Here is a 20,537-nt window from a genome sequence, read left to right as displayed (position 1 = left end):
GCGGAGGTGGATCGATGGCTCCGGCGGAGCGTTATGGATATACAGTAGCCCGCTTGAGGGCAATGGGAAACCGCCTTCTCGACGAGAGTTCCTACCAGAGAATCCTGGATTCGGAAGATCTGGATGCAGCAATGAAAGTCTTGGGGGAAACTGCGTACGCGGCTTGGATTGCTGACTTGAAATCAAATCGGGAATTCGATAAGGCGATTGAATCCGAACTGTTGTATGTCTATTCGGAACTCCAGAAATTCGTACCTGACAAGCGGCTTGTAGAAATCTGCAGAATTCCTTATGACTTTCATAACATAAAAGTACTGGTGAAGAGTCATATTCTTCAAAAAGAGGGACACGAAAGGCGATTCGATCTTCTGACGAAGCTTGGGAATATTCCGACTGACGATCTCGTTATGGCGGTCGAAAGCGAGGATTACAGGCTGTTGCCGTACGGACTTCATGTCGTTCTGCCCAAGAGCGTCGCGCTTTGGGAACAGGCGAAGAATATCCTCGAAGTGGAAAAGGAACTCGACGACCAGCAATATCTCATGATCCGTAAAATGGGCTCGGATTGTGCCATCCCTTCGATTCTTGCATGGACACGAGCGAAGATCGACGCGGAAAACGTCAGAAATGCGGTCCGTTTGCGCCGCATCGGTGTCGATGCCTCGTCTGCGGAGTCATTTTTCCACGATGGGGGATATATATCGAAGGAGAGCCTTGTGGCTCTGCTATCTGAACCGCTCGAAGGATGGACCAAGCTTGTCGGATTTACGGATTGCGGAATTCTCATCGGAGAGCTGAAAGAACTCGGTGACATGAATCATGTTCTTGTGGAGATGGAACGCGTTCTTGACGACTACATCACCAAAGTTCTTTCAAAAGCGAAATATGGAGCATTTTCTGAGGACAATATCATTCAATACCTTTGGGCAAAGGAAATGGAAGCCAAGAATGTGCGTATTTTGCTCGTGTCTGTTGCGAACGGCACAAATCGGGAAATGGTAAGGGGGTTGCTGCGACGTGTCCAGTAAAGAAGAAAGCAGAGCGATGGCAGCAATCGGAGATTATGAAACCGTTCTCCCTTTCCAGGCAGTCGGAGTCACTCCGTTCATCCTGAAGGACATGACCACCGACGAATTTCGCGATATTCTGCTCAAGTGTGTCAGGAATGAATATGCGGTGGTTTTTCTTCAGGAAGAATTCTACGTTGCGAACCAGCAGTTAGTACAGGAAATCAACGAAACGAGTGCCGTCAGTATCGTAACGATTCCCGGTATCCGTGGCGGTGCTGGGGCAGGTTTGAGATCCATACGGAGCAGCGTTGAACGTGCTGTCGGTATGGACATATTCGCCGTGAAATGAACGACAGAAGAATTCTGGTGGAGGCGATACGGAGTGGCCACTGACAAGAAGATACAGGGGACTATAGAAAAGATCTCGGGTCCGCTCGTCGTGGCGAAGGGTATGACCGGAGCGAGCATGTACGACGTCGTACGCATCGGAGCGTTGGGACTCGTCGGAGAGATCATTGAGCTCAAGGGCGATACAGCTTCGATTCAGGCGTACGAAGAAACATCCGGTTTGATGCCTGGAGAGCCGGTAGTGGACACGGGAGAAGCGCTCAGCGTTGAGCTCGGACCCGGAATGATCGAGCAGTTCTACGACGGAGTTCAACGCCCTCTCGAACTGATTGAAGAGGCTGCGAAGAGCCCGTACATTTCAAGAGGAATTTTCGTTCCCGCCATCGACCGAAGCAAGAAATGGGTTTTCGAACCGAGAGTATCGAAGGGAGATACGGTCGTTGCTGGCGATATTCTGGGTGTCGTTCAGGAAACGGTTCTCGTTGAACACAGAATCCTCGTTCCTGTGGGAATTCAAGGAACGATCGAGAGCATTTCCAAGGGAGAGTTCACCGTCGAGGAAGTCATTGCAACTATCAGGGACGGGAAATCCGTTCATCCAGTCGTTATGTTGCAAAAATGGCCGGTTCGGAAGGGACGACCGGTCGCAAAGAGACTTCCTCCCGTGACTCCGATGACGACGGGGCAAAGAGTCGTCGATGCCTTCTTCCCCATAGCGATGGGTGGAACCGCCTGTGTACCGGGCCCCTTCGGCTCCGGGAAGACCGTTATTCAGCACCAGCTCGCCAAATGGGCGGAAGCCGAAATAGTCGTCTATGTCGGCTGCGGAGAACGTGGAAACGAAATGACCGACGTTCTTCTCGAGTTCCCGGAACTTGAAGATCCGCGTTCGGGACAGCCGCTGATGAAGCGGACGATCCTCATCGCGAATACGTCAAACATGCCCGTTGCGGCGCGAGAAGCGAGTATTTACACGGCAATCACAATGGCGGAGTATTACAGGGATATGGGCTATTCTGTCGCGTTGATGGCGGACTCGACGAGCCGCTGGGCAGAGGCGCTCAGAGAGATGTCGGGACGTCTCGAGGAAATGCCCGGAGAAGAAGGTTATCCCGCATATCTCGGAACGCGACTCGCCTCTTTCTACGAGCGTGCGGGGCGGGCGATCGTTCTCGGTTCCGAGGGGCGTGAGGGATCAGTTACGGCTATCGGAGCGGTTTCACCCCCCGGGGGTGACCTTTCCGAACCGGTCAGCCAAAACACCTTGCGCGTGACGAAAGTGTTTTGGGGTCTTGATGCGAATCTCGCGTATCAGCGCCATTTCCCCGCGATCAACTGGCTGCTCAGCTATTCCCTTTATACGGAAAAGCTTGACGAGTACTGGGATGCAAAGTTCGATGACGAATGGAGTTCTCTTCGGGTTGAAGCGATGACCCTCCTTGAGGAAGAGGACAAGCTCAAGGAAATCGTCCGTCTGGTTGGAATTGATGCCCTTTCAAAAGATGAGCGCATGATTCTTGAAACCGCGAAATCCTTGAGGGAAGATTTTCTGCATCAAAATGCATTCCATGAAGTTGACACGTTCGCTTCAATGGAAAAGCAGTTCAAGATGCTCAGCACCATTGTGAAGTTCCACCACCTTGCGATGGATGCGTTGAAGAAGGGAGCGCCCATGCAGTCCGTATTCAACCTGCCGGTGCGCGAGACAATCGCGAGAATGCGATATATCGAGGAAAAACAGATCTCTCAGCTTGATGCGATAGAGGGAGAAATCAAGGAAGAAATCGCACGCCTCATCCCGATCGGAGGGGATACCGATGCTGCCTAGGGAATATTCGACGATATCCGAACTCTCGGGTCCTCTCTTGGTTGTTCAGAAGACGAAGGAAGTCCGGTACGACGAACTTGTTGAGATTGAGCTCGCAAATGGCGACCACAGGCGCGGCAGAGTTTTGGAAATTACGTCGGATAAGGCGCTTGTTCAGGTTTTCGAAGGAACGGACGGGATCGATATCAAGTCCACGAAACTCCGTTTCTTGGGCAAAGTGCTGACGCTCCCCGTAAGTCGCGAAATGCTTGGCAGGGTTTTCAATGGACGCGGTGAACCAATAGATGACGGAGCCCCGATACTTGCGGATACGAAACTCGATATCAACGGAATGCCGATGAATCCCTTTTCCCGTGATTTCCCTTCTGAGTTCATACAGACCGGTATATCGACGATCGACGGCATGAATCCGATGGTCCGGGGACAAAAACTTCCGATATTTTCAGGAAGCGGCTTGCCTCATAACCGTATGGCCGCGCAGATTGCAAGGCAAGCCTCGGTCATTAGCGGCCACGAAGACTTTGCGGTTGTCTTTGCAGCTATGGGAATCACATTCGAAGAGGCGTCCTTCTTTATGGAAGACTTCAGAAAAACGGGCGCTATCAAAAGAACCGTTATGTTTGTCAATCTTGCCGATGACCCGGCTATTGAGAGAATAACAACGCCGCGTCTTGCGTTGACGGCTGCGGAATATCTGGCCTTTGAACAGGATATGCACGTTGTCGTTATCCTGACAGACTTGACAAACTACTGTGAAGCTCTCCGCGAAATCTCGGCTGCGCGTAAAGAAGTTCCGGGCCGAAGAGGCTATCCGGGGTACCTCTACACAGACTTGGCTACAATGTACGAACGGGCGGGACGGCTCAAGGGAAAGAAGGGTTCGATCACCCAGATCCCGATTCTGACGATGCCGGAAGATGACAAAACACATCCTATTCCGGATCTTACAGGGTACATTACCGAGGGGCAGATCATTTTGAGTCGGACCCTTCATCGTAAAGGTATTTATCCGCCTGTGGATGTCATGCCTTCCTTGTCGCGTTTGAAGGATAAGGGAATCGGAAAAGAGAAGACCAGAGAAGATCATGCCGACTTGATGAACCAGCTCTTTGCGGCGTACGCGAGAGGAAAGGAAGCCAAGGAACTCGCGGTTATCCTCGGCGAAGGCGCCTTGACGGAAGAGGACAAGGCCTTTGCGAAGTTTTCGGATGCATTCGAAGACAAGTATGTTCGGCAGGGTGAATACGAGAACAGAACAATTGAGGAAACACTCGAACTTGGCTGGAACCTGTTGACGATGATTCCTGTTAAGGAATTGAAACGAATCCGGGATGCGTACATCGAGAAGTACCTTAAGCCGAGGCTGAAAACGGAGGAGAAAGCCGAAGCAATTGAGAAGTCTGCGTAGGTGAGACATCATGTCTAGAGTCAACGTCAATCCTAACCGGATGGAGCTCTCCAGACTGAAAAAACGTCTGGTCGTTGCTAAACGTGGACATAAACTCCTCAAGGATAAACAGGATGCGCTCATTAAGGCTTTCCTGGAAAGGGCACGACGGGCCAAACGGATTCGCGAAGAACTTGAGGCAGAGCTGGCGGAATGCTTCAGGAGTTTTTTGCTCGCAAGAGCTCAGACACTTCCAGCAATGCTTGAGCAGGCGCTTATGATTTCAGGTTCGAGGTGTAGCTTGGGAGTACGTCATGCAAACGTTATGAGCGTCGTTGTTCCGGAATATATTGTCCAACAGGAAGGAACGGCTCTCAATTACGGTCTGGCCTCTTCTCCTGGAAGCCTTGATCTGGCTTTGGAGCGTTTTGCGAAGCTCATTCCGGCGTTGATTGATCTTGCAGCAAAGGAAAAAGCTATTGCGCTTATGGCGACCGAAATCGAGAAAACACGTCGCAGAGTTAATGCGCTTGAGCACGTCATGATTCCGGCGTTTATTGAGACGATTCGCTATATTACGATGAAACTCGATGAACAGGAACGTTCGACCTTAAGTCGACTCATGAAGATCAAGGAGATTGTGAGATCGCATTAGCAGAGGCGCAAGGAAAATGAAGAGGCCGATAAAAAATCGGCCTCTTCATTTTCCTTGGAATCTATTGTCTACAATGGACGACGATAAAGAAATGGACCGGCCGATTCAAATCCAATCTTTCTGTAATCAAAAATTTGTTCGGTTGAACCGACTAGAAGAAATCCGCCAGGTCTGAGAGCATTTACAAATTTTTTATATAAGTTAGATTTGGTCTCAGATGAAAAATAAATAACAACATTTCTACATAATATCAAATCGAAATCGCTGTCAAAGGTATCTTCTATCAAATTTATGCGCTGAAAATTTACCTTAGATTTAACTTCGTCAATAACAGAAAAATTTTCATGATCAATAGTCGTAAAATATTTTTTAATATACGAATCTGGGACATTGATTAATTGTCTTTTTAGATAATTACCCTTTTGGGCTATAGTAGTTGCTCCCTGATCGATATCAGTCGCAAGAATAAGCGTGGTTGACGACAATTTGGCCTCAAGAGAAAGGATTGCCAATGAATATGGTTCCTCACCTGTTGCTGACCCTGCGCTCCAGAATTTTATTTTTTTCGACATTCTTTCCTTTATTATTTTGGGTAAGATTGTATCTCTTAATTCCCACCATTTATTAGGGTTTCTAAAAAATTCAGAAACATTTATAGTTAAATAATCTAAAAATTCTCTTAGTTTGTTATCATTATTCTTTATAGTAGTAAAATAAATATTGTAATCAGTTACATTCCATCTTTGCATGAGCATATGCACTCGTCTATGTATTTGGTTTTTATAAGAATTTAAATCAAGCCCTGTTAAATCTCTTATTCTGGTTTTAAAAATTTCATATTGTGGGGAGTCGTAATTTGACTTTTCTGTGTCCATTGCCTCTTCACCCTTTCATCAGCTATTGTCGTATTATGCAAAAATGTGAACCCCACATCAAAATCTTTCAAGGCAGGAAACACAAAAGCATGATAGAATTATACACCTGAGGGAGTATTGCTTGTGGCCGCACTTTCGGGTGAGGAAAGTCCGGGCTCCGAAGGGCAGGATGCTGGGTAACCCCCAGTTGACGCGAGTCAAAGGAAAGTGCCACAGAAATATACCGCCTGTAAAATAGGTAAGGGTGAAAAGGTGAGGTAAAAGCTCACCGGGTTCGGGGTAACTCGAATGCCAGGCAAACCCCGTCCGGAGCAAGATCGAATAGGGAAGGATGAAGCTGCCCGCTGACTTCCGGGTACGATCGCTTGAGGGGACTCGCGAGGGTCCTCCCAGATAAATGGTCACACTAGACAGAACCCGGCTTACGAAATGCTCCCTCAGGAATCTTTTCTCCGTTTCCCGAATACGAAACGTCGAGAAGGTCCACAGGTGCATCTGGAAAACTCAGATAATCCTGTGGACCTATTTTTTTCGTAGTATTCATGGTATGGTGTTTCTAGGTGTAGAAATATGGGGCAAAGTGGGAGGCACACCCATGTTTTTGGGAACTTTCGAACATCGCATTGATGGGAAAGGGCGTTTGGTGCTTCCGGTTAGATTTCGCCAGAGTTTGGACTCAATCGTTTATCTGACGATTGGGATTGAAACATGTATTTCTATATATGCTAAAGATCAGTGGGATATTGTTCTTAAGAAGTTAGAATTACTTCCATTTGCAAAAGGTACAACTCGTGGCCTTATGCGCATTTTGCTGTCAAGTGCACATGAGATTCAGATTGATACTGCAGGAAGAATACTCCTCCCTCCCCTATTACGCTCTCATGCAAAACTTGAAACTGATGTCGTCCTTGTAGGTGTGAGTGATCATATTGAAATTTGGGATAAGTCTATGTGGGGAAAATACAGAGAAAGTATCCTTGAAGTTTTGCCATCAATAGCTGAAGGTGTGGATGGTTTTTAAATGAATGAACATGCGCCAGTTCTTATAGAAGAAATAGTCGAGATATTGAGATTTTTTAGTTTTACCGATTGCATTGTTGATGCAACATTAGGTCACGGTGGATATTCTCAAAAAATATTAGAAAGTTTTTGTCATGCAAATGTTATTGGACTAGATCAAGATCAAGATGCAATTGAAGTGGCAAATGAAAGATTAAGTATCTATAAAAATAGGTTTATGTCAATCCATATAAATTTTAAAAAAATTAGGGATATTAGTAGCGTGCTAAATTACAAAAGTATAAGTGCTGTTATATTTGATTTGGGTGTTTCTACTTTGCAAATTACAAAATCTTCTAGAGGGTTTTCCTTTCAAAATGAAGGACCATTAGATATGCGGATGGATCAAAAAGGCAATAATATAACTGCATATGATATTATCAATACTTGGGACAGAGATAAGTTAACGAATTTGTTTTATAAATATGGAGAGGATAGGTTCTCTAGAAAAATTGCATTAGAAATTGAAAGATATAGGAATAAAAATGGAATAATATATACAACTACTGAGCTTGTAAATATAATAAGAAATGTTGTGCCTAAATCTTTACAAAGAAAAATTAAAATTCATCCTGCTCGAAAAATATTCCAAGCATTGAGAGTTTATATAAATGATGAACTCAATGTGTTAGAAGATGGGTTAGAAGGTGCATTGGAGATTTGTAATAAAAATGCTGCTATAGTTGTTGTCAGTTATCAGTCTATGGAAGATAAAATAGTAAAGTTAAAATTTAATGATTTTGAAAATCGCAATTTGGGATATGTTTTATCGAAAAAAATAATAACACCAAGTAGCGAAGAGCTAAGTAATAATTATAAATCTAGAAGCGCCAAAATGAGAATATTTATTAAAACGGAAGAAGCAAACGCTAAAAGGGAGAGGCTAAAATGGAAATCTTATTTAGATCAGAAAAAAAATCTCTCTATTTTGGCCTAATGTTGACTGTCTTGGTTATTATATCATTCTTGGCTTTGTCTGCGCTAAGAATATATACTTTAAGGTTGGATTATAAATTACATAAAATGAATCTTCAGATTCAAAATATAGAAATGGAAGAAAAAGAAAATGCACAGTATTTATCTTATCTAGTTTCTCCGAATAGAATATTAAAAATATCAAAAGAAATTATTGGAATGAATAGCGTAGAGCTATATAAAGTAATACATATAGCAGAGACAAATATGAAATATGTTAATAATTATAATACAAATAAAGAAAATCATGTGAATATATTTTTAACAAAGGCTTACGCAAAATAAAATTATGTTTAAAAATAAAATACTAAATTGGATTTTTATAGTGTTTATGTTTGTCTTAGTTTCGTATAGACTTGTTGAGTTGCATTGTTTTCCTGATAGCAGGGTGATAGCGCAATCTAAGAGGCAATATTGGTTACAAGTGCCATTTTCAGCAAGTCGCGGGAATATTGTAGATAGAAATTCTATAATATTAGCATTGTCTATTCCTACATATAGTTGTTTTGCTGACCCTTCTTTATGGAATGACGAGGATACTATTAAATTAAAAAAATATCTTTCCAGTGAAGGTGAAAAAAAATTAAAAAATAAGAAAAATAAATTTTTATGGCTTTTTAGAAAATTAGATGAAAATAAAGCTGAAGAAATAAAGGCTCAAAATATTTCTGGTTTGCATTGGTGTATTGAAAATGCAAGATTATATCCTAATAACTTTTTACTCAACCAAGTTATTGGGTTTTGTGACAACGAAGGCTTCGGTTTGTCTGGAATTGAATTTATAATGAATGATATTTTATATATTCCTAGTGGATTAAGATTTTACGGCAAGAGTTTCTCTGGCAATAATTTAGAATTTTCTAAAATTAAGAATAAGTCTGAATTAAATAGTGTAAAGTTATCCCTAGATTCAAAAATGCAATATTATGTAGAAAATATTCTTGAACAAGAAGCTATAAGTAATAACGCAAAATGGGGGGCTGTTGTTTGTATAGAAGTAAAAACTGGAGCTATAAGATCGATGGCAAGTTGGCCTTACTATAATTTAAATAATAGATATGAAATTACTAATACTAAATTTTTTATTAATAATGCAATTGGTAGAACATATGAACCAGGTTCGACTTTGAAGCCTATTATATGTGGTATTGCATTAGATAAGGGGATTATAAGAAAAGACACCTCTTTTTTCTGTCCGCAAAAAATGAAAATTGCTGACGGATATATATCAGATCATTCTGCTAATGGAATTCTGGACTTGAAGGGAGTAATAGTAAAGTCTTCGAACGTTGGCATGGCTCAGATTGGGAAGAGCATAAAGCCTTCTGAAATGTATAATAGCCTCTGTGAATGGGGATTCGGAAAGGCTCTTAGCCTTGAGCTCAATGGAGTGGAAGAGGGATTGATTGCTTCTCCTGAGTTGTGGCGCGGCGTAATTCCGGCGAACATTGCCATAGGACAAGGCCTTGCTGTAACACCATTGCAACTTGTGACAGCAATTTCTGCGATTGCGAATGAAGGAGTGTTGTTGCAACCATATCTTGTATATGAGGCCATGGATACGTCAGGGCGGGTTGTCTATCGAGGAGAGAAACGGATTCTCAGAAATGTGCTTTCTAGACAGAATGCTTTGTGGATTTCGAATGCAATGAGAGAAGTGGTAACAAGTGGAACTGGGAAAAGTGCCAATTCGCAACTCGTGGAAGTGGCTGGAAAAACCGGAACAGCTGAAGTAGCTGGACATGGATCATATCTCGAAGGGAAATGGGTCAGTTCATTTGTTGGTTTTTGGCCATGGAAATCTCCAATGTATGCAATGATTGTCATTATAGGAGAACCCTCTAAAGGAAAATACTATGGTGCTGAAGTTGCAGCTCCAGTATTTCGAAGAATTGTGGAAGAAACTTGGGAATTTACTTACGGAAAGGACAAAATATTATGATTTTGTTCTCTGTTTTTTTGAATAAACTAAAAGAAAAAGCTCCTGAACAAATTGTTAGGATCGCGAATGTAAAAGACGATTTTTTTATTTCTGACATATTTACTAATAGTAAATATGTCAGAAATAAATCAGTCTTTGTTTGTATAGAAGGAGAAAATTATGATGGTCATCAATTTATCAGTGAAAGTATAGATAAGGGATGTGTTTTATTAATTTCTAAAAAAGAATTTAGCGATATTCCAAATTTACTCGTTAAAGATCCTAGATCTTTATTAGGTATAGCATCGAGCATTATTTACGAGAATCCCTGTGACAAATTGTTAATGTATGCAGTTACGGGAACAAATGGAAAGAGTACTACGTCCTTTTTTCTAAAATATATTTTAGATAATATTGGAATAAAAACTGGATTGCTTGGAACGATATTGTATGATGATGGTAGATATAAATTTGAAGCTGACAGAACTACGCCAGAAGCGTCAGATATACAGCGTTATTTGTACATTATGAATAAAAATCGTTGTAGAGCATGTGTTATGGAAGTTTCATCCCACGGGTTATGTATGAATAGAATAGAAGGTTCTTCATATGATGCTGGAATATTTACAAATCTTAGTGAAGAACATTTAGATTATCACATTACCATGGAATCTTATTTTAATGCTAAGAAAAAATTATTTGATAAGTATATGAAAAAAGAATGGAAAATTGCAACCAATATAGATAATAACTACGGTAGCAAAATGTATGAAATATTTAATAGTAATGCTATTCCATACGGATTAAATAGAAAAAATGTTAATTGTAATTTTTTTGCAAAAAATGTTATTTTAGAAAATACTGGATCCTTTTTTGATTTAGAAATTAATGGTTTATTTAAAAAATTTTTTTTACCACTACCCGGCAAGTTTAACATTTATAATATTTTAGCTGCCATTTCTATAGTAACCACGCAATGTAATGATATAGATAAAATAATTGATATTGTAAAAAATATTCCAAATGTTCCTGGGAGATTTGAGAATTTTTATACTAACTCCGGAATTCATATTATAATAGATTTTGCTCACACTCCTTTTGCTCTTTTAAATTTATTATCCAATATAAAATATTTTGCAAGCAAAAGAATAATATCTGTATTTGGTCATGGAGGCGGGAGGTTTGCTGAAAATAGGAAATATTTAGGTGAGATTTCGTCAAATTATGCTGACAAGATAATATTAACTAATGATAATCCTAGAAAAGAAGATCCCCTGTCTATTGCATATCAAATATATCTTGGTGCAATTAAAAATAATAAGAAATGTGATATTTCTATTGTATTAAATAGAGAGAAGGCTATAGAGCTCGCTTTAAAATTTGCAAAGCAAGGGGATATTATTGTTATATCAGGAAAAGGGCATGAAAGAAAAATGCAACTTGCGAACGCCACAATTGATTATAACGATTTAGATGTAGTAAAATTGTTTTGTAAAAAAAACGGAGTGTTTTTAAAATGAACAGGCGTTGGAATGTTTCTGATTTTGCAAAATTTTTAAATGTTACTTTTAATGGTTTTGATATTCCAATGCCATCTAAACTTGTAACTGATAGCCGAGATGTTTTAAATGGTGATGGTTTTGTTGCAATTCAGGGGGAGAATTCTGATGGGCACGAGTATATTTCTGATGCTATATCAAGAGGAGCTAAATTCATACTTGCTTCGAAAAAAGAATATATTGATACAGATAAAGTATGTTATATTTTGATAGACGACTTGCGTGAGAATTTATATAAGGCAGCAAAAAAATATTTAGAAAATAATAGCATAATAGAAATAGCTGTTACTGGTAGTATGGGCAAAACAACTACTAGAGAATTTATTTATGAATCGTTAGCAAAATTTTATAATATTCATAAACCATATAGAAGTTATAATACTAAGCTAGGCTGCGCATTGACAATATTAACAATGAAGCCAGATACAGACGTTATTATATTAGAAATGGGTGCAAATCACGTTAATGATATATTTGATATATCTAGTTATTTTATGCCAGATATATCAATAATAACTAATATTGAGTCTTGCCATATTGAAAATTTTAAAAAAATAGAAAATATTATTAGTACAAAATTTGAAATAATATCAAGAAAAACTAAAATTTTAGTTTACAATAAAGATAATATTAACACAAAAACTAAAGCAAAAGAAATTAATATAACTAAATATGATATTGGAAAAAATTCTAAATTTTATAAAATAAAAAATACTGAAATAATAAGTAAAAACTTAAATTTAATTATTAATTTTGATATCAAAAATAAGCTTTATGAAAATGAATATCATGTAGAGGTATGGGGAGATCAAAATGTGTATCCTATAACGTTTGCATCTCTAATTTCTGATTTATTTAAATTAAATAATAAATTTGTTAATAATAATTTAAATAAGATAAAATCCTTGGAAGGAAGAGGGGAAATATTAAAAACTAATAGTTTTTTTGTTATAGATGATTCATATAATGCAAATCCACAATCTATGATCTCCTCGATAAAAACTTTAAATTATTTAAATATTAGTGAATGTTTATTAATTTTAGGAGAAATGAAAGAGCTCGGAGGTGAATATATTGAAAATCATAAACAAATAATAGATTATATTTCAAATAGATATATTTTATTTTTAATAGGTGAAGCTTGGAAAAAAATAAAAATTAATAGAGAAAACCTTTTTATTTTTGACAATGTTTTTGATAGTATGTATTTATTAAATTTTTATATTAAAAAAGTAAAAGTAATATTAGTAAAAGGATCTCATAGCAATAATTTAAAATTTATAATAGATAAAATAAAAGAAGATTATAAGCTATGATACAAAACCTATTGCTATTATTAATTATTGTCGTTATAACTATTTTTTTTATTGATTTATGGATTAAAAAAATTAAGAAAAATAAGTGTATTTTACAACAAAAAAAATATGGTCCAAATATTAACATAGATATTAAAAAGAATACCCCTTCTATTGGCGGGTTTGTTTTTTTAGTAGTTTTTTTGATAATGTATTTTTTTTTGTTTGAAATAAAGATAAAAAAAAATATTTATTTACTTTATTTAATTTTTTCTGTAACTATGATTGGATTGTTTGATGACTATTTGAAATATAAGAATAATTCAAGCGAAGGTTTATCTTCTTTTTCAAAATTTTTTCTACAAATTTTAATTATTGTACCATGGATTATTTATGGAATTAGTTTAAACTATATTTCACTTTTTAATAACATAAAATTTCTATATATAAATGAAATAATAATTTCTTCAATTATTTCTATAGGCATAATAAACGCCGTGAATATTACGGATGGTCTAGATGGTTTAGCTGGTGGTCTATATTTTATTTCTATTAGTTATATTGTATTAAAAAATGATTTACCGATAGATTTATTATTTTGCTCCTTAATAAATATAGGTATTATTTTGGGATTCCTTTGGTATAACTGCAATCCAGCCGAAATTTTTATGGGTGATGCAGGGTCTCATTTTTTAGGAGCTTCTCTGGTGACTATAACTTTTATGAATGGCGATGGCTTTTACGTTATATTTATAGGTTTTTTTTATATCATTGAACTAGCTACGGTTATTATTCAGTTGTTTTTTATATATATCTTTAAAAGAAAAATTTTTTTAATGAGTCCAATTCATCATCATTTTCAATTATTAGGATGGAAAGAAAATAAAATAGTTTATCGATTTATTATAATACATATATTGGGAATGATTTTATCTGACAGTTTAGTGAGATGGTATACTCTATGAGTAAAATTAAAAAGGTGGCAATTATTGGAGCAGGAATAAGCGGATTAGGGCTTTTAAAATTATCAAAAAGGCTTGGTTATGATGTATTTATTAGTGAAAGCAAGAAAGAAATTGATAAAAAAATATTAGATGAAATTAAAAATTATGGCGCAAGCTATGAAATAGGCGAAAATACTGATAAAATTTTTCAGGCAGATGCTTTGCTTCTAAGTTCAGGTGTTTCTCCACAAAGTAATATTATAAGTAGAATTTTGAGAAGTGGTATAGAAATAATAGGTGAATTAGATTTTATATATCCATTTTTAAATAGTAAAATTATAGCAGTGACTGGCAGTAATGGCAAAAGCACTACTGTTAAGCTTATTTCGCATATTTTAAATAAAAACGGTTGCAGTTGTTCAGTTGCAGGAAATATAGGAATATCTTTGGCAGATTTTGTTGGATCGACATTTCAATATTTAGCAGTAGAATTAAGTAGTTTTCAGCTCTATTGGTCAAATGAATTTAAGTCTGACTTATCAGTGATTACTAATATTGAACCTGACCACATTGATTGGCATGGTACTTTAGAAAACTATATAAATTCTAAGTTAAAGATATTAATTAAAAAAGATAATGGTTTATTTTCAATCATGAGAAATGTGGATTTTGAGAAGTATTGTAAAAAAATAGATAATATTATTAAACTTTCTTGGGATAAAAAAAATAAATTTCAAACTATATATATGTCTGAAAAAGAAGCGTTTTTAAATTTTTCTTCTGAATTTAAATTATTTAACTATGAAGACGTGCCTTTATTAGGTAAACATAATATGGAAAATGTAGCTATGGCTATAGTTGCAGCCATGACAATGGCTCCAAAAATAAATAATTTTAACATTAAAGATTTTGTTCCTTTGAGTCATAGATGCGAACTGGTTGATATTATCAATGGTGTTAAGTATGTAGATGATTCCAAGGGGACGAATGTTGCTGCAACAAAGACAGCTCTGGAAGCTATTCAAGGAAGGAAGATTGTAATCCTTGGAGGGAGAGGAAAAGGTGAAGACTATACGTCTTTGGCTTTTTCGGTGATTTCTAATGCCGACTGGGCAATTTTACTGGGGGAGGAGTCTGAGAAAATTGCTTTGGCACTTCGAAGACAAGGATTTGAAAAAATATATAACGCAAATAATATGGAAGATGCAGTTGCCTTTTCATATAAGGTAGCTCGTAAAGAAATGGTAGTACTTCTTTCGCCATCGTGTACAAGTTGGGATATGTATCGTAATTATAAAGAAAGAGGGGAACACTTTAAGAAAATTGTTGGAGATTTGCCGAAATTATACAATTAGCTTATGAATAATAAAAGCGGAAGATCCATTTGGAATTCAATTATATGGCTTGTACCGCTTATTTTGTCATGTATTGGAATTATTATGATAATATCTATTACGTCGCAGTGGTCCATTGACAATACAGGTGCGCCATTTTCCAGAGGCATAAAGCAAATACAGTCAATATTTATTGGTTTTTTTATGATGTTGGTTTTTTTAGTAATTCCATTAAAATATATTGAAAAATATAGTGGTTTTTTTTGGTTGTTTGCAATTTTACTTACGATTTTAACTTTATTTCCAGGAATTGGAGTAAAAGTTGGTGGTGCCAGAAGATGGATTGATATTTATTTTTTTCGTTTTCAACCAATTGAATTTTTAATTTTAGCAGTTATTGTTGAATTAACTAAAGTTTTATCTAAAACTTCTAAAAATAATTTTCAATCGTTTATAGATATTACACTTTTTATTTTAGTTGTTTCATCTATTCCATTGATACTTCAGCCGAATATGAGCGGAGTAGTTTTGGTTTTTTTTATTTGCATGTTAATACATATAGAAATTAAAGGCTGGGCTGCTCCAATTGCTTTTTCTATGATTATTTTACCTATATTTGTTATTTTAATTTCTCAAGAAGCATATCGTTTAAGAAGATATCTTGCTTTTATTGATCCTTGGAAAGATCCGCTATCTATTGGATTCCAAATTATACAAGGATTGGTTGCTTTTTCAAATGGGGGAATATTTGGAGTTGGAATAGGAAATGGATTACAAAAAATGAATTTTCTCCCTGCAGCACATACTGATTATATATTAGCTACAATTGGAGAAGAGTTTGGTTTAATTGGAACATTGTTAGTCGTGTTTCTATTCTTTATTTGGACTTTTAGAATATATTTTTTATATAAAAAAACTTTTAGTGTTTTCAGTAATTCACTGATGTGGGGAATTTGTATTTCTATTTTACTGTCTTTTTTTATTAATATAGGAGGAGTTACAAGAATAATACCACTTACTGGCGTTCCATTACCATTTATGAGCTATGGAGGAAGCGCAATGGTTTTTGCTTGGATAAAGGTAGGATTGCTTATGAGAATTAATAAAGAGGCGGCACGATTAGAAGATGATACATAAAATTTGTCTTGTCGCGGGTGGTACGGGCGGTCACATAGTCCCGGCGATTGCTTTTGGTCAATGGTTAAAGACGAAGCATCCATTGATAGATATAGATTTTATATCCGGGTCTAGAAAGATTGAAAAGGAAATATATTATGCGCATAAAATTTCTGCAACCATATGTCCCATTTCCGGGTCTCCTTATGGAGTTAAGAATTTTTTTGTAAAAATATTAAGATGGAAAGAAATTTTGTTTTCTGTCTTTTATGCTTTATATTATATTAACAAAAAAAATCCCGATGTTATACTGCTTTTTGGTGGTTATGTTTCTTTGCCTTTTTTATTAGCAGGTAAATTTAAAAAGAAAAAAATATTTATGCATGAACAGAACGTCAAGAGAGGGAAGGTATCAAGATTAGCTTCACGTTTGGGAGTTGAAATTCTTGATAGCTGGAATGCAAATGGTTCGTCTCAATGTATTTGTGTGGGGATGCCTCTTCGAAAACTTGAGCATGTACAGCGATCAGTTGCTCTTGAAAAATTGGGTCTCTCTAAAATATCTCCGGGATCTTGTGTATTAGGCGTGTTGGGTGGTTCACTCGGAAGTCCTGAATTGGTAGAATACATAAGTCATATTTCCCAAGATCCTTTCTTCAAGAGTTGGGAGTTTGTAGTCCTTGGAGAGAAAAGTGGATATATTTGTCAGAATGTACATATTGTAGAGTCCTCTTGGAATCCTTCTTTGTTGTATTCGATTTTGGATCTCGCACTGACAAGGGCTGGTGGTTCAACACTGGCAGAGCTTGTTTCTTATCGAATACCTGCGCTTATTCTTCCTTTAAAAAAGTCAAGCGAAGGGCATCAAGTGGAGAATGCAAAATATTTCTCAGAATTAGGCTTGGGGATGGTTTCTGAAGATGATATTGTTGAAGTAAAGGACTCCCTTAAGTTAATTTTTAAAAAAAATAAAAATAAAGAGATTGATTTTGAAAAATGCGTTGATCATACTCTTTCTTGTAAAAAAATATATGATTTAGTAATCAAATAAATTTTTTCGAAGGGAGAGTCTATTTTCTTGGAAAGACTCCATGAAAATTTTAATAATATTAAGTCGATTCATTTATTAGGTGTTGGTGGAGCTGGGATGAGTGGACTTGCAATATTATTAAAAGAACTTGGATTTTTGGTGAGTGGTTGTGATGTTAGTTATACTTCTTATGTAGAAAAAGTGACAAGGGAAGGGGTTTTTTTCGAATTAGGTCATAGGCGAAGTCATATTCATAAATTTAAACCTGACCTTTTAATTTATAGTAGTGCTATACCACTTGAAAATGAAGAGCTTGAAGAAGCAAAAAAAAGTAATATAACAATAGCTAAGCGAGGAGAAGTGCTAAGCTGGATTTTTGATATGAAAATGGGTGTGGGAATAGCTGGTACTCATGGAAAAACAACTACCTCATCCATGATAGGCATGTTGTTTGAGAATGCAGGATTGGATCCGACTTTAGCGATAGGTGGAGAATTATGTGATATCGGAGTTAATGCAAAGTTGGGTTATGGCAAAACCATGGTAGCCGAGCTAGATGAAAGCGATGGATCTTTTGAAAAATTTCATCCTTACATTTCTGTTATTACAAATGCTGATTGGGATCATGTAAACCAGTATCCAAATTTTAGCTGCGTTCTAGATGCATTTTTAAGGTACATCAATAACATTAAAATTGGCGGCAGTGTTATTCTTTGTGGCGAAGATAAGGGATTATGCATGTTACTAGATAAAAATATCAATAATTGCCATGCCGTTACATATGGCTGGGGTGATGCTTGGGATTGGGGAGCAGAGAATGTAGTGCATCTGCAAGGCGGTGGAGTAAGATTTTCGATTGTTCATAACGGAAAATCCGAAGGGGAGATTGAGTTATCCGTATCCGGCGACCATAATATATTGAATGCTCTGGCATCTCGAATTGTTGCATATAAAATGGGAATTCCTTTTGATATTATAAGGAATACTCTTAAAGAATTTAAAGGTGCTAAGCGACGTCTTCAATTGACCGGTAGATTTAAAGATATTTTAGTGTATGATGATTATGGACATCATCCTCGCGAAATATCGGCGACGCTTCGAGCCTTACGGCAAATGTTCCCCACGAGAAAGGTAGTGACTGTCTTTCAGCCACATAGATATACACGTACGGCAGCTCTATATAGAGATTTTGCTGATTCATTATCTTTTTCTGATAGAGTTTTGTTGTTACCAATTTATCCGGCAGATGAAGAACCTCTTGATGGAGTTTCTTCTTCGCTTATTGTTCAAATGCGTCCAGAATGGTCAAAAAAATGGTTTCTTTGTGGATCCAGTGAAATTGCAGTTGAAATTCTTCAAAATATTGTAGATAAAGATGATATTATATTAACAATAGGTGCTGGTGATGTCGTATCGATAGGTGAAAAATATTTAGAGCTAATGAGTTGCTTTGTTAATTAGTTATGAATGTAAATAACTTGCTTCGAAGTATGGAAAAATACATATCGGCCGATATATATAGAAATTTTAATTTAAAGAATAAAAATACGATTGGTATCGATTGTATTGCACAGTTATTTGTGATACCTCACAGTGTTGAGGATATTATAAAATTACGCAACATCCAGAAAGATAATTTTTTTAAAATTTTTGTTTTAGGCGCTGGAAGTAACGTTCTTTTCTCAAATGACTTTTTACCGGCTTGTGTCATGTCCACCGAAAAACTTGTCAAATCGAACTGGAGTTCGAAAAACCGAGAAGCTTCGATTATGATTGAAGCAGGGTATCCATTGCGGGATTTTGTCCGAGGAATGATAAAAAATAATATCTCTGGCGGAGAGTTTATGGCTGGTATTCCAGGTACTGTTGGTGGAGCTCTAGCAGGAAATGCTGGAGCGCAAGGGCTGGGGATTTGTGATATTGTTTCTTGGGTGGAAGTACTTGAATTATCTGGCGAAAGGATTTTGCTTAAGAAAGATGACATCAATTATGCGTATAGATACTCAAATTTAAGTTTAAATAATAGGATTATATTATCGTGTTCGTTTAATTTGTGTTTTTTGAACAAAACTGAGGAAGTAAAAAATAAGTATGTTTACTTTTTAAAACAAAGAAATAATCAACCTAATCTTTTAATAAAAAGTGCTGGATGTATATTTAAAAATCCGCCAAATGATAGTGCTGGACGTCTTCTTGATTTATATAAATGTAAGGGCCTAAGATTTGGTGGTGCAGTAATTTCTGATCAACACGCAAATTTCATAATAAATGATGGGAATGCGACTTTTTCTGACATTCTGAGTCTTATTGAGATATGTAGAAAAAGAGTTTTTGAAGAGTCTGGGGTATTTCTTGAACTAGAGGTGAAAATTATAGGTGGATAGTAGAAAAAAAATATTTTCTGGAAAAATATATTTTATGATTTCCTTTTTCTTTGGTATCATAATTTCTACAGAGTCTAATTATTTATTTTTTTCTTTAAATTTAAATAGGTTAAATTTTATTAATAAATCAGGTGAAAAATTTTTTTGGGAATATTTAAATCCTTTAGCAATTAGGTATTCACCGTTCTTTTTTTTATATTGGAATAATTTAAAAATAAAATTTGAAGAAACTATTCCTACTTGCATACAACTAGAACGCTTAAATTTCTTTAAGTTTATTATTAGCGAAAAACAAAGAAATGTACTAATTACTGTAAAATGGAATAATAATATTTTTTTTGTTAGCGATGATGATGCAATATGGTTTATTGATCACCCCCTAAATAAAGAAATGAATTTTTTTGATAATTTATATGGAGTTTATTGGCATATTTCTGATACGTTTCCTTCGCCAATTCAAGGAGATTCGACAAGGAAAGATAAAGTTTATTCCTCAAATTTGCCAATAACTTTATTCAAGTATTGGAAGAAATGCTTTTCTCTGCATGAATGGTATAAATTTGCTGAAGATTTGCTACTTGAGAGAAGAGCTGGAAAATATATATTTGTTATTGCTTTGGGAGGAGAACTAAAAGGAACGAAACTTATCCTTGACGGAAATGCCGAAGGTATGAATGAGAGAATGGTCGCAGTTGATGACGTCCTTCAGAGTGTGCGAGGGGCGGGGAAAAAAAGTATAATAGACGCGACGTACCAGGATAAAATAGTAGTGAAATCAGTCTCCGATGATTTATAGGTATGCTTGAAGGGAGCGGGG

The 20,537-nt window shown here is 36.6% G+C and carries 19 protein-coding genes and 1 other RNA gene; 19 read left to right on the top strand and 1 reads right to left on the bottom strand.

Annotation, left to right across the window (positions count from 1 at the left end; translation table 11 throughout):
• Positions 1-14: 14 nt before the first annotated feature.
• The 5 genes from ACZ5IU_RS16130 to ACZ5IU_RS16110 are packed head-to-tail and all read left to right on the top strand — an operon-like array spanning position 15 to position 5,228.
• Positions 15-1,028: a V-type ATPase subunit gene (locus ACZ5IU_RS16130; RefSeq protein ID WP_464419145.1), complete on the top strand. Its 1,014-nt coding sequence runs from the start codon at positions 15-17 to the stop codon at positions 1,026-1,028.
• Positions 1,018-1,359, top strand: coding sequence for a V-type ATP synthase subunit F (locus ACZ5IU_RS16125; RefSeq protein WP_464419143.1), 342 nt, complete (start codon positions 1,018-1,020; stop codon positions 1,357-1,359). The genes ACZ5IU_RS16130 and ACZ5IU_RS16125 overlap by 11 nt, the downstream gene beginning before the upstream one ends.
• A 33-nt stretch (positions 1,360-1,392) precedes the next feature.
• Positions 1,393-3,186 carry a V-type ATP synthase subunit A gene (locus ACZ5IU_RS16120; RefSeq protein ID WP_464419141.1) on the top strand — a complete coding sequence of 598 codons (1,794 nt, stop codon included), beginning with the start codon at positions 1,393-1,395 and terminating at the stop codon, positions 3,184-3,186.
• Positions 3,176-4,594 (top strand): V-type ATP synthase subunit B, encoded by a 1,419-nt coding sequence (locus tag ACZ5IU_RS16115; protein ID WP_464419139.1) that lies wholly within the window; start codon positions 3,176-3,178, stop codon positions 4,592-4,594. The genes ACZ5IU_RS16120 and ACZ5IU_RS16115 overlap by 11 nt, the downstream gene beginning before the upstream one ends.
• Positions 4,595-4,604: 10 nt before the next feature.
• Entirely contained in the window at positions 4,605-5,228 is a 624-nt protein-coding gene (locus ACZ5IU_RS16110) for a V-type ATP synthase subunit D (protein WP_464419137.1), read from the top strand.
• 68 nt (positions 5,229-5,296) lie between these two features.
• Here ACZ5IU_RS16110 and ACZ5IU_RS16105 read toward each other — a convergent pair whose 3' ends face one another.
• Positions 5,297-6,103 carry a CheR family methyltransferase gene (locus tag ACZ5IU_RS16105; protein ID WP_464419135.1) on the bottom strand — a complete coding sequence of 269 codons (807 nt, stop codon included), beginning with the start codon at positions 6,101-6,103 and terminating at the stop codon, positions 5,297-5,299.
• A gap of 111 nt (positions 6,104-6,214) precedes the next feature.
• Here ACZ5IU_RS16105 and rnpB point away from each other — a divergent pair.
• From rnpB to ACZ5IU_RS16035, 14 genes are all read left to right on the top strand, one after another.
• Positions 6,215-6,543, top strand: an RNA gene (rnpB, locus tag ACZ5IU_RS16100) — RNase P RNA component class A.
• 155 nt (positions 6,544-6,698) lie between these two features.
• Positions 6,699-7,124 carry a division/cell wall cluster transcriptional repressor MraZ gene (mraZ, locus tag ACZ5IU_RS16095; protein WP_464419133.1) on the top strand — a complete coding sequence of 142 codons (426 nt, stop codon included), beginning with the start codon at positions 6,699-6,701 and terminating at the stop codon, positions 7,122-7,124.
• Entirely contained in the window at positions 7,125-8,099 is a 975-nt protein-coding gene (gene rsmH, locus ACZ5IU_RS16090) for a 16S rRNA (cytosine(1402)-N(4))-methyltransferase RsmH (protein ID WP_464419131.1), read from the top strand.
• Positions 8,051-8,422: a hypothetical protein gene (locus ACZ5IU_RS16085; protein ID WP_464419129.1), complete on the top strand. Its 372-nt coding sequence runs from the start codon at positions 8,051-8,053 to the stop codon at positions 8,420-8,422. The genes rsmH and ACZ5IU_RS16085 overlap by 49 nt, the downstream gene beginning before the upstream one ends.
• Before the next feature lie 4 nt (positions 8,423-8,426).
• Entirely contained in the window at positions 8,427-10,079 is a 1,653-nt protein-coding gene (locus ACZ5IU_RS16080; protein ID WP_464419127.1) for a peptidoglycan D,D-transpeptidase FtsI family protein, read from the top strand.
• Positions 10,076-11,578 (top strand): UDP-N-acetylmuramoyl-L-alanyl-D-glutamate--2,6-diaminopimelate ligase, encoded by a 1,503-nt coding sequence (locus ACZ5IU_RS16075; protein ID WP_464419125.1) that lies wholly within the window; start codon positions 10,076-10,078, stop codon positions 11,576-11,578. The genes ACZ5IU_RS16080 and ACZ5IU_RS16075 overlap by 4 nt, the downstream gene beginning before the upstream one ends.
• The gene (locus ACZ5IU_RS16070) at positions 11,575-12,933 is read left to right on the top strand and encodes a UDP-N-acetylmuramoyl-tripeptide--D-alanyl-D-alanine ligase (protein WP_464419123.1); all 1,359 of its coding nucleotides are present in this window, start codon (positions 11,575-11,577) and stop codon (positions 12,931-12,933) included. The genes ACZ5IU_RS16075 and ACZ5IU_RS16070 overlap by 4 nt, the downstream gene beginning before the upstream one ends.
• A complete protein-coding gene (locus ACZ5IU_RS16065) occupies positions 12,930-13,877 on the top strand; it encodes an MraY family glycosyltransferase (RefSeq protein ID WP_464419121.1) in 948 nt (315 codons plus the stop codon). The genes ACZ5IU_RS16070 and ACZ5IU_RS16065 overlap by 4 nt, the downstream gene beginning before the upstream one ends.
• Entirely contained in the window at positions 13,874-15,211 is a 1,338-nt protein-coding gene (murD, locus tag ACZ5IU_RS16060) for a UDP-N-acetylmuramoyl-L-alanine--D-glutamate ligase (protein ID WP_464419119.1), read from the top strand. Before ACZ5IU_RS16065 ends, murD begins: the two co-directional genes overlap by 4 nt.
• A gap of 3 nt (positions 15,212-15,214) precedes the next feature.
• Entirely contained in the window at positions 15,215-16,327 is a 1,113-nt protein-coding gene (locus ACZ5IU_RS16055) for an FtsW/RodA/SpoVE family cell cycle protein (RefSeq protein ID WP_464419117.1), read from the top strand.
• Positions 16,317-17,357, top strand: a complete 1,041-nt coding sequence (locus tag ACZ5IU_RS16050) for a UDP-N-acetylglucosamine--N-acetylmuramyl-(pentapeptide) pyrophosphoryl-undecaprenol N-acetylglucosamine transferase (protein ID WP_464419115.1) — start codon at positions 16,317-16,319, stop codon at positions 17,355-17,357. The genes ACZ5IU_RS16055 and ACZ5IU_RS16050 overlap by 11 nt, the downstream gene beginning before the upstream one ends.
• Before the next feature lie 27 nt (positions 17,358-17,384).
• Positions 17,385-18,797 carry a UDP-N-acetylmuramate--L-alanine ligase gene (murC, locus tag ACZ5IU_RS16045; protein ID WP_464419113.1) on the top strand — a complete coding sequence of 471 codons (1,413 nt, stop codon included), beginning with the start codon at positions 17,385-17,387 and terminating at the stop codon, positions 18,795-18,797.
• A 29-nt stretch (positions 18,798-18,826) separates the two neighbouring features.
• Positions 18,827-19,720: a UDP-N-acetylmuramate dehydrogenase gene (murB, locus tag ACZ5IU_RS16040; protein WP_464419111.1), complete on the top strand. Its 894-nt coding sequence runs from the start codon at positions 18,827-18,829 to the stop codon at positions 19,718-19,720.
• Positions 19,713-20,516 carry a hypothetical protein gene (locus ACZ5IU_RS16035; RefSeq protein ID WP_464419109.1) on the top strand — a complete coding sequence of 268 codons (804 nt, stop codon included), beginning with the start codon at positions 19,713-19,715 and terminating at the stop codon, positions 20,514-20,516. The genes murB and ACZ5IU_RS16035 overlap by 8 nt, the downstream gene beginning before the upstream one ends.
• Positions 20,517-20,537: the final 21 nt, after the last annotated feature.

The sequence above is a fragment of the Lactivibrio alcoholicus genome (assembly GCF_055390895.1).
This window is presented reverse-complemented; position numbering and strand designations above follow the sequence as displayed.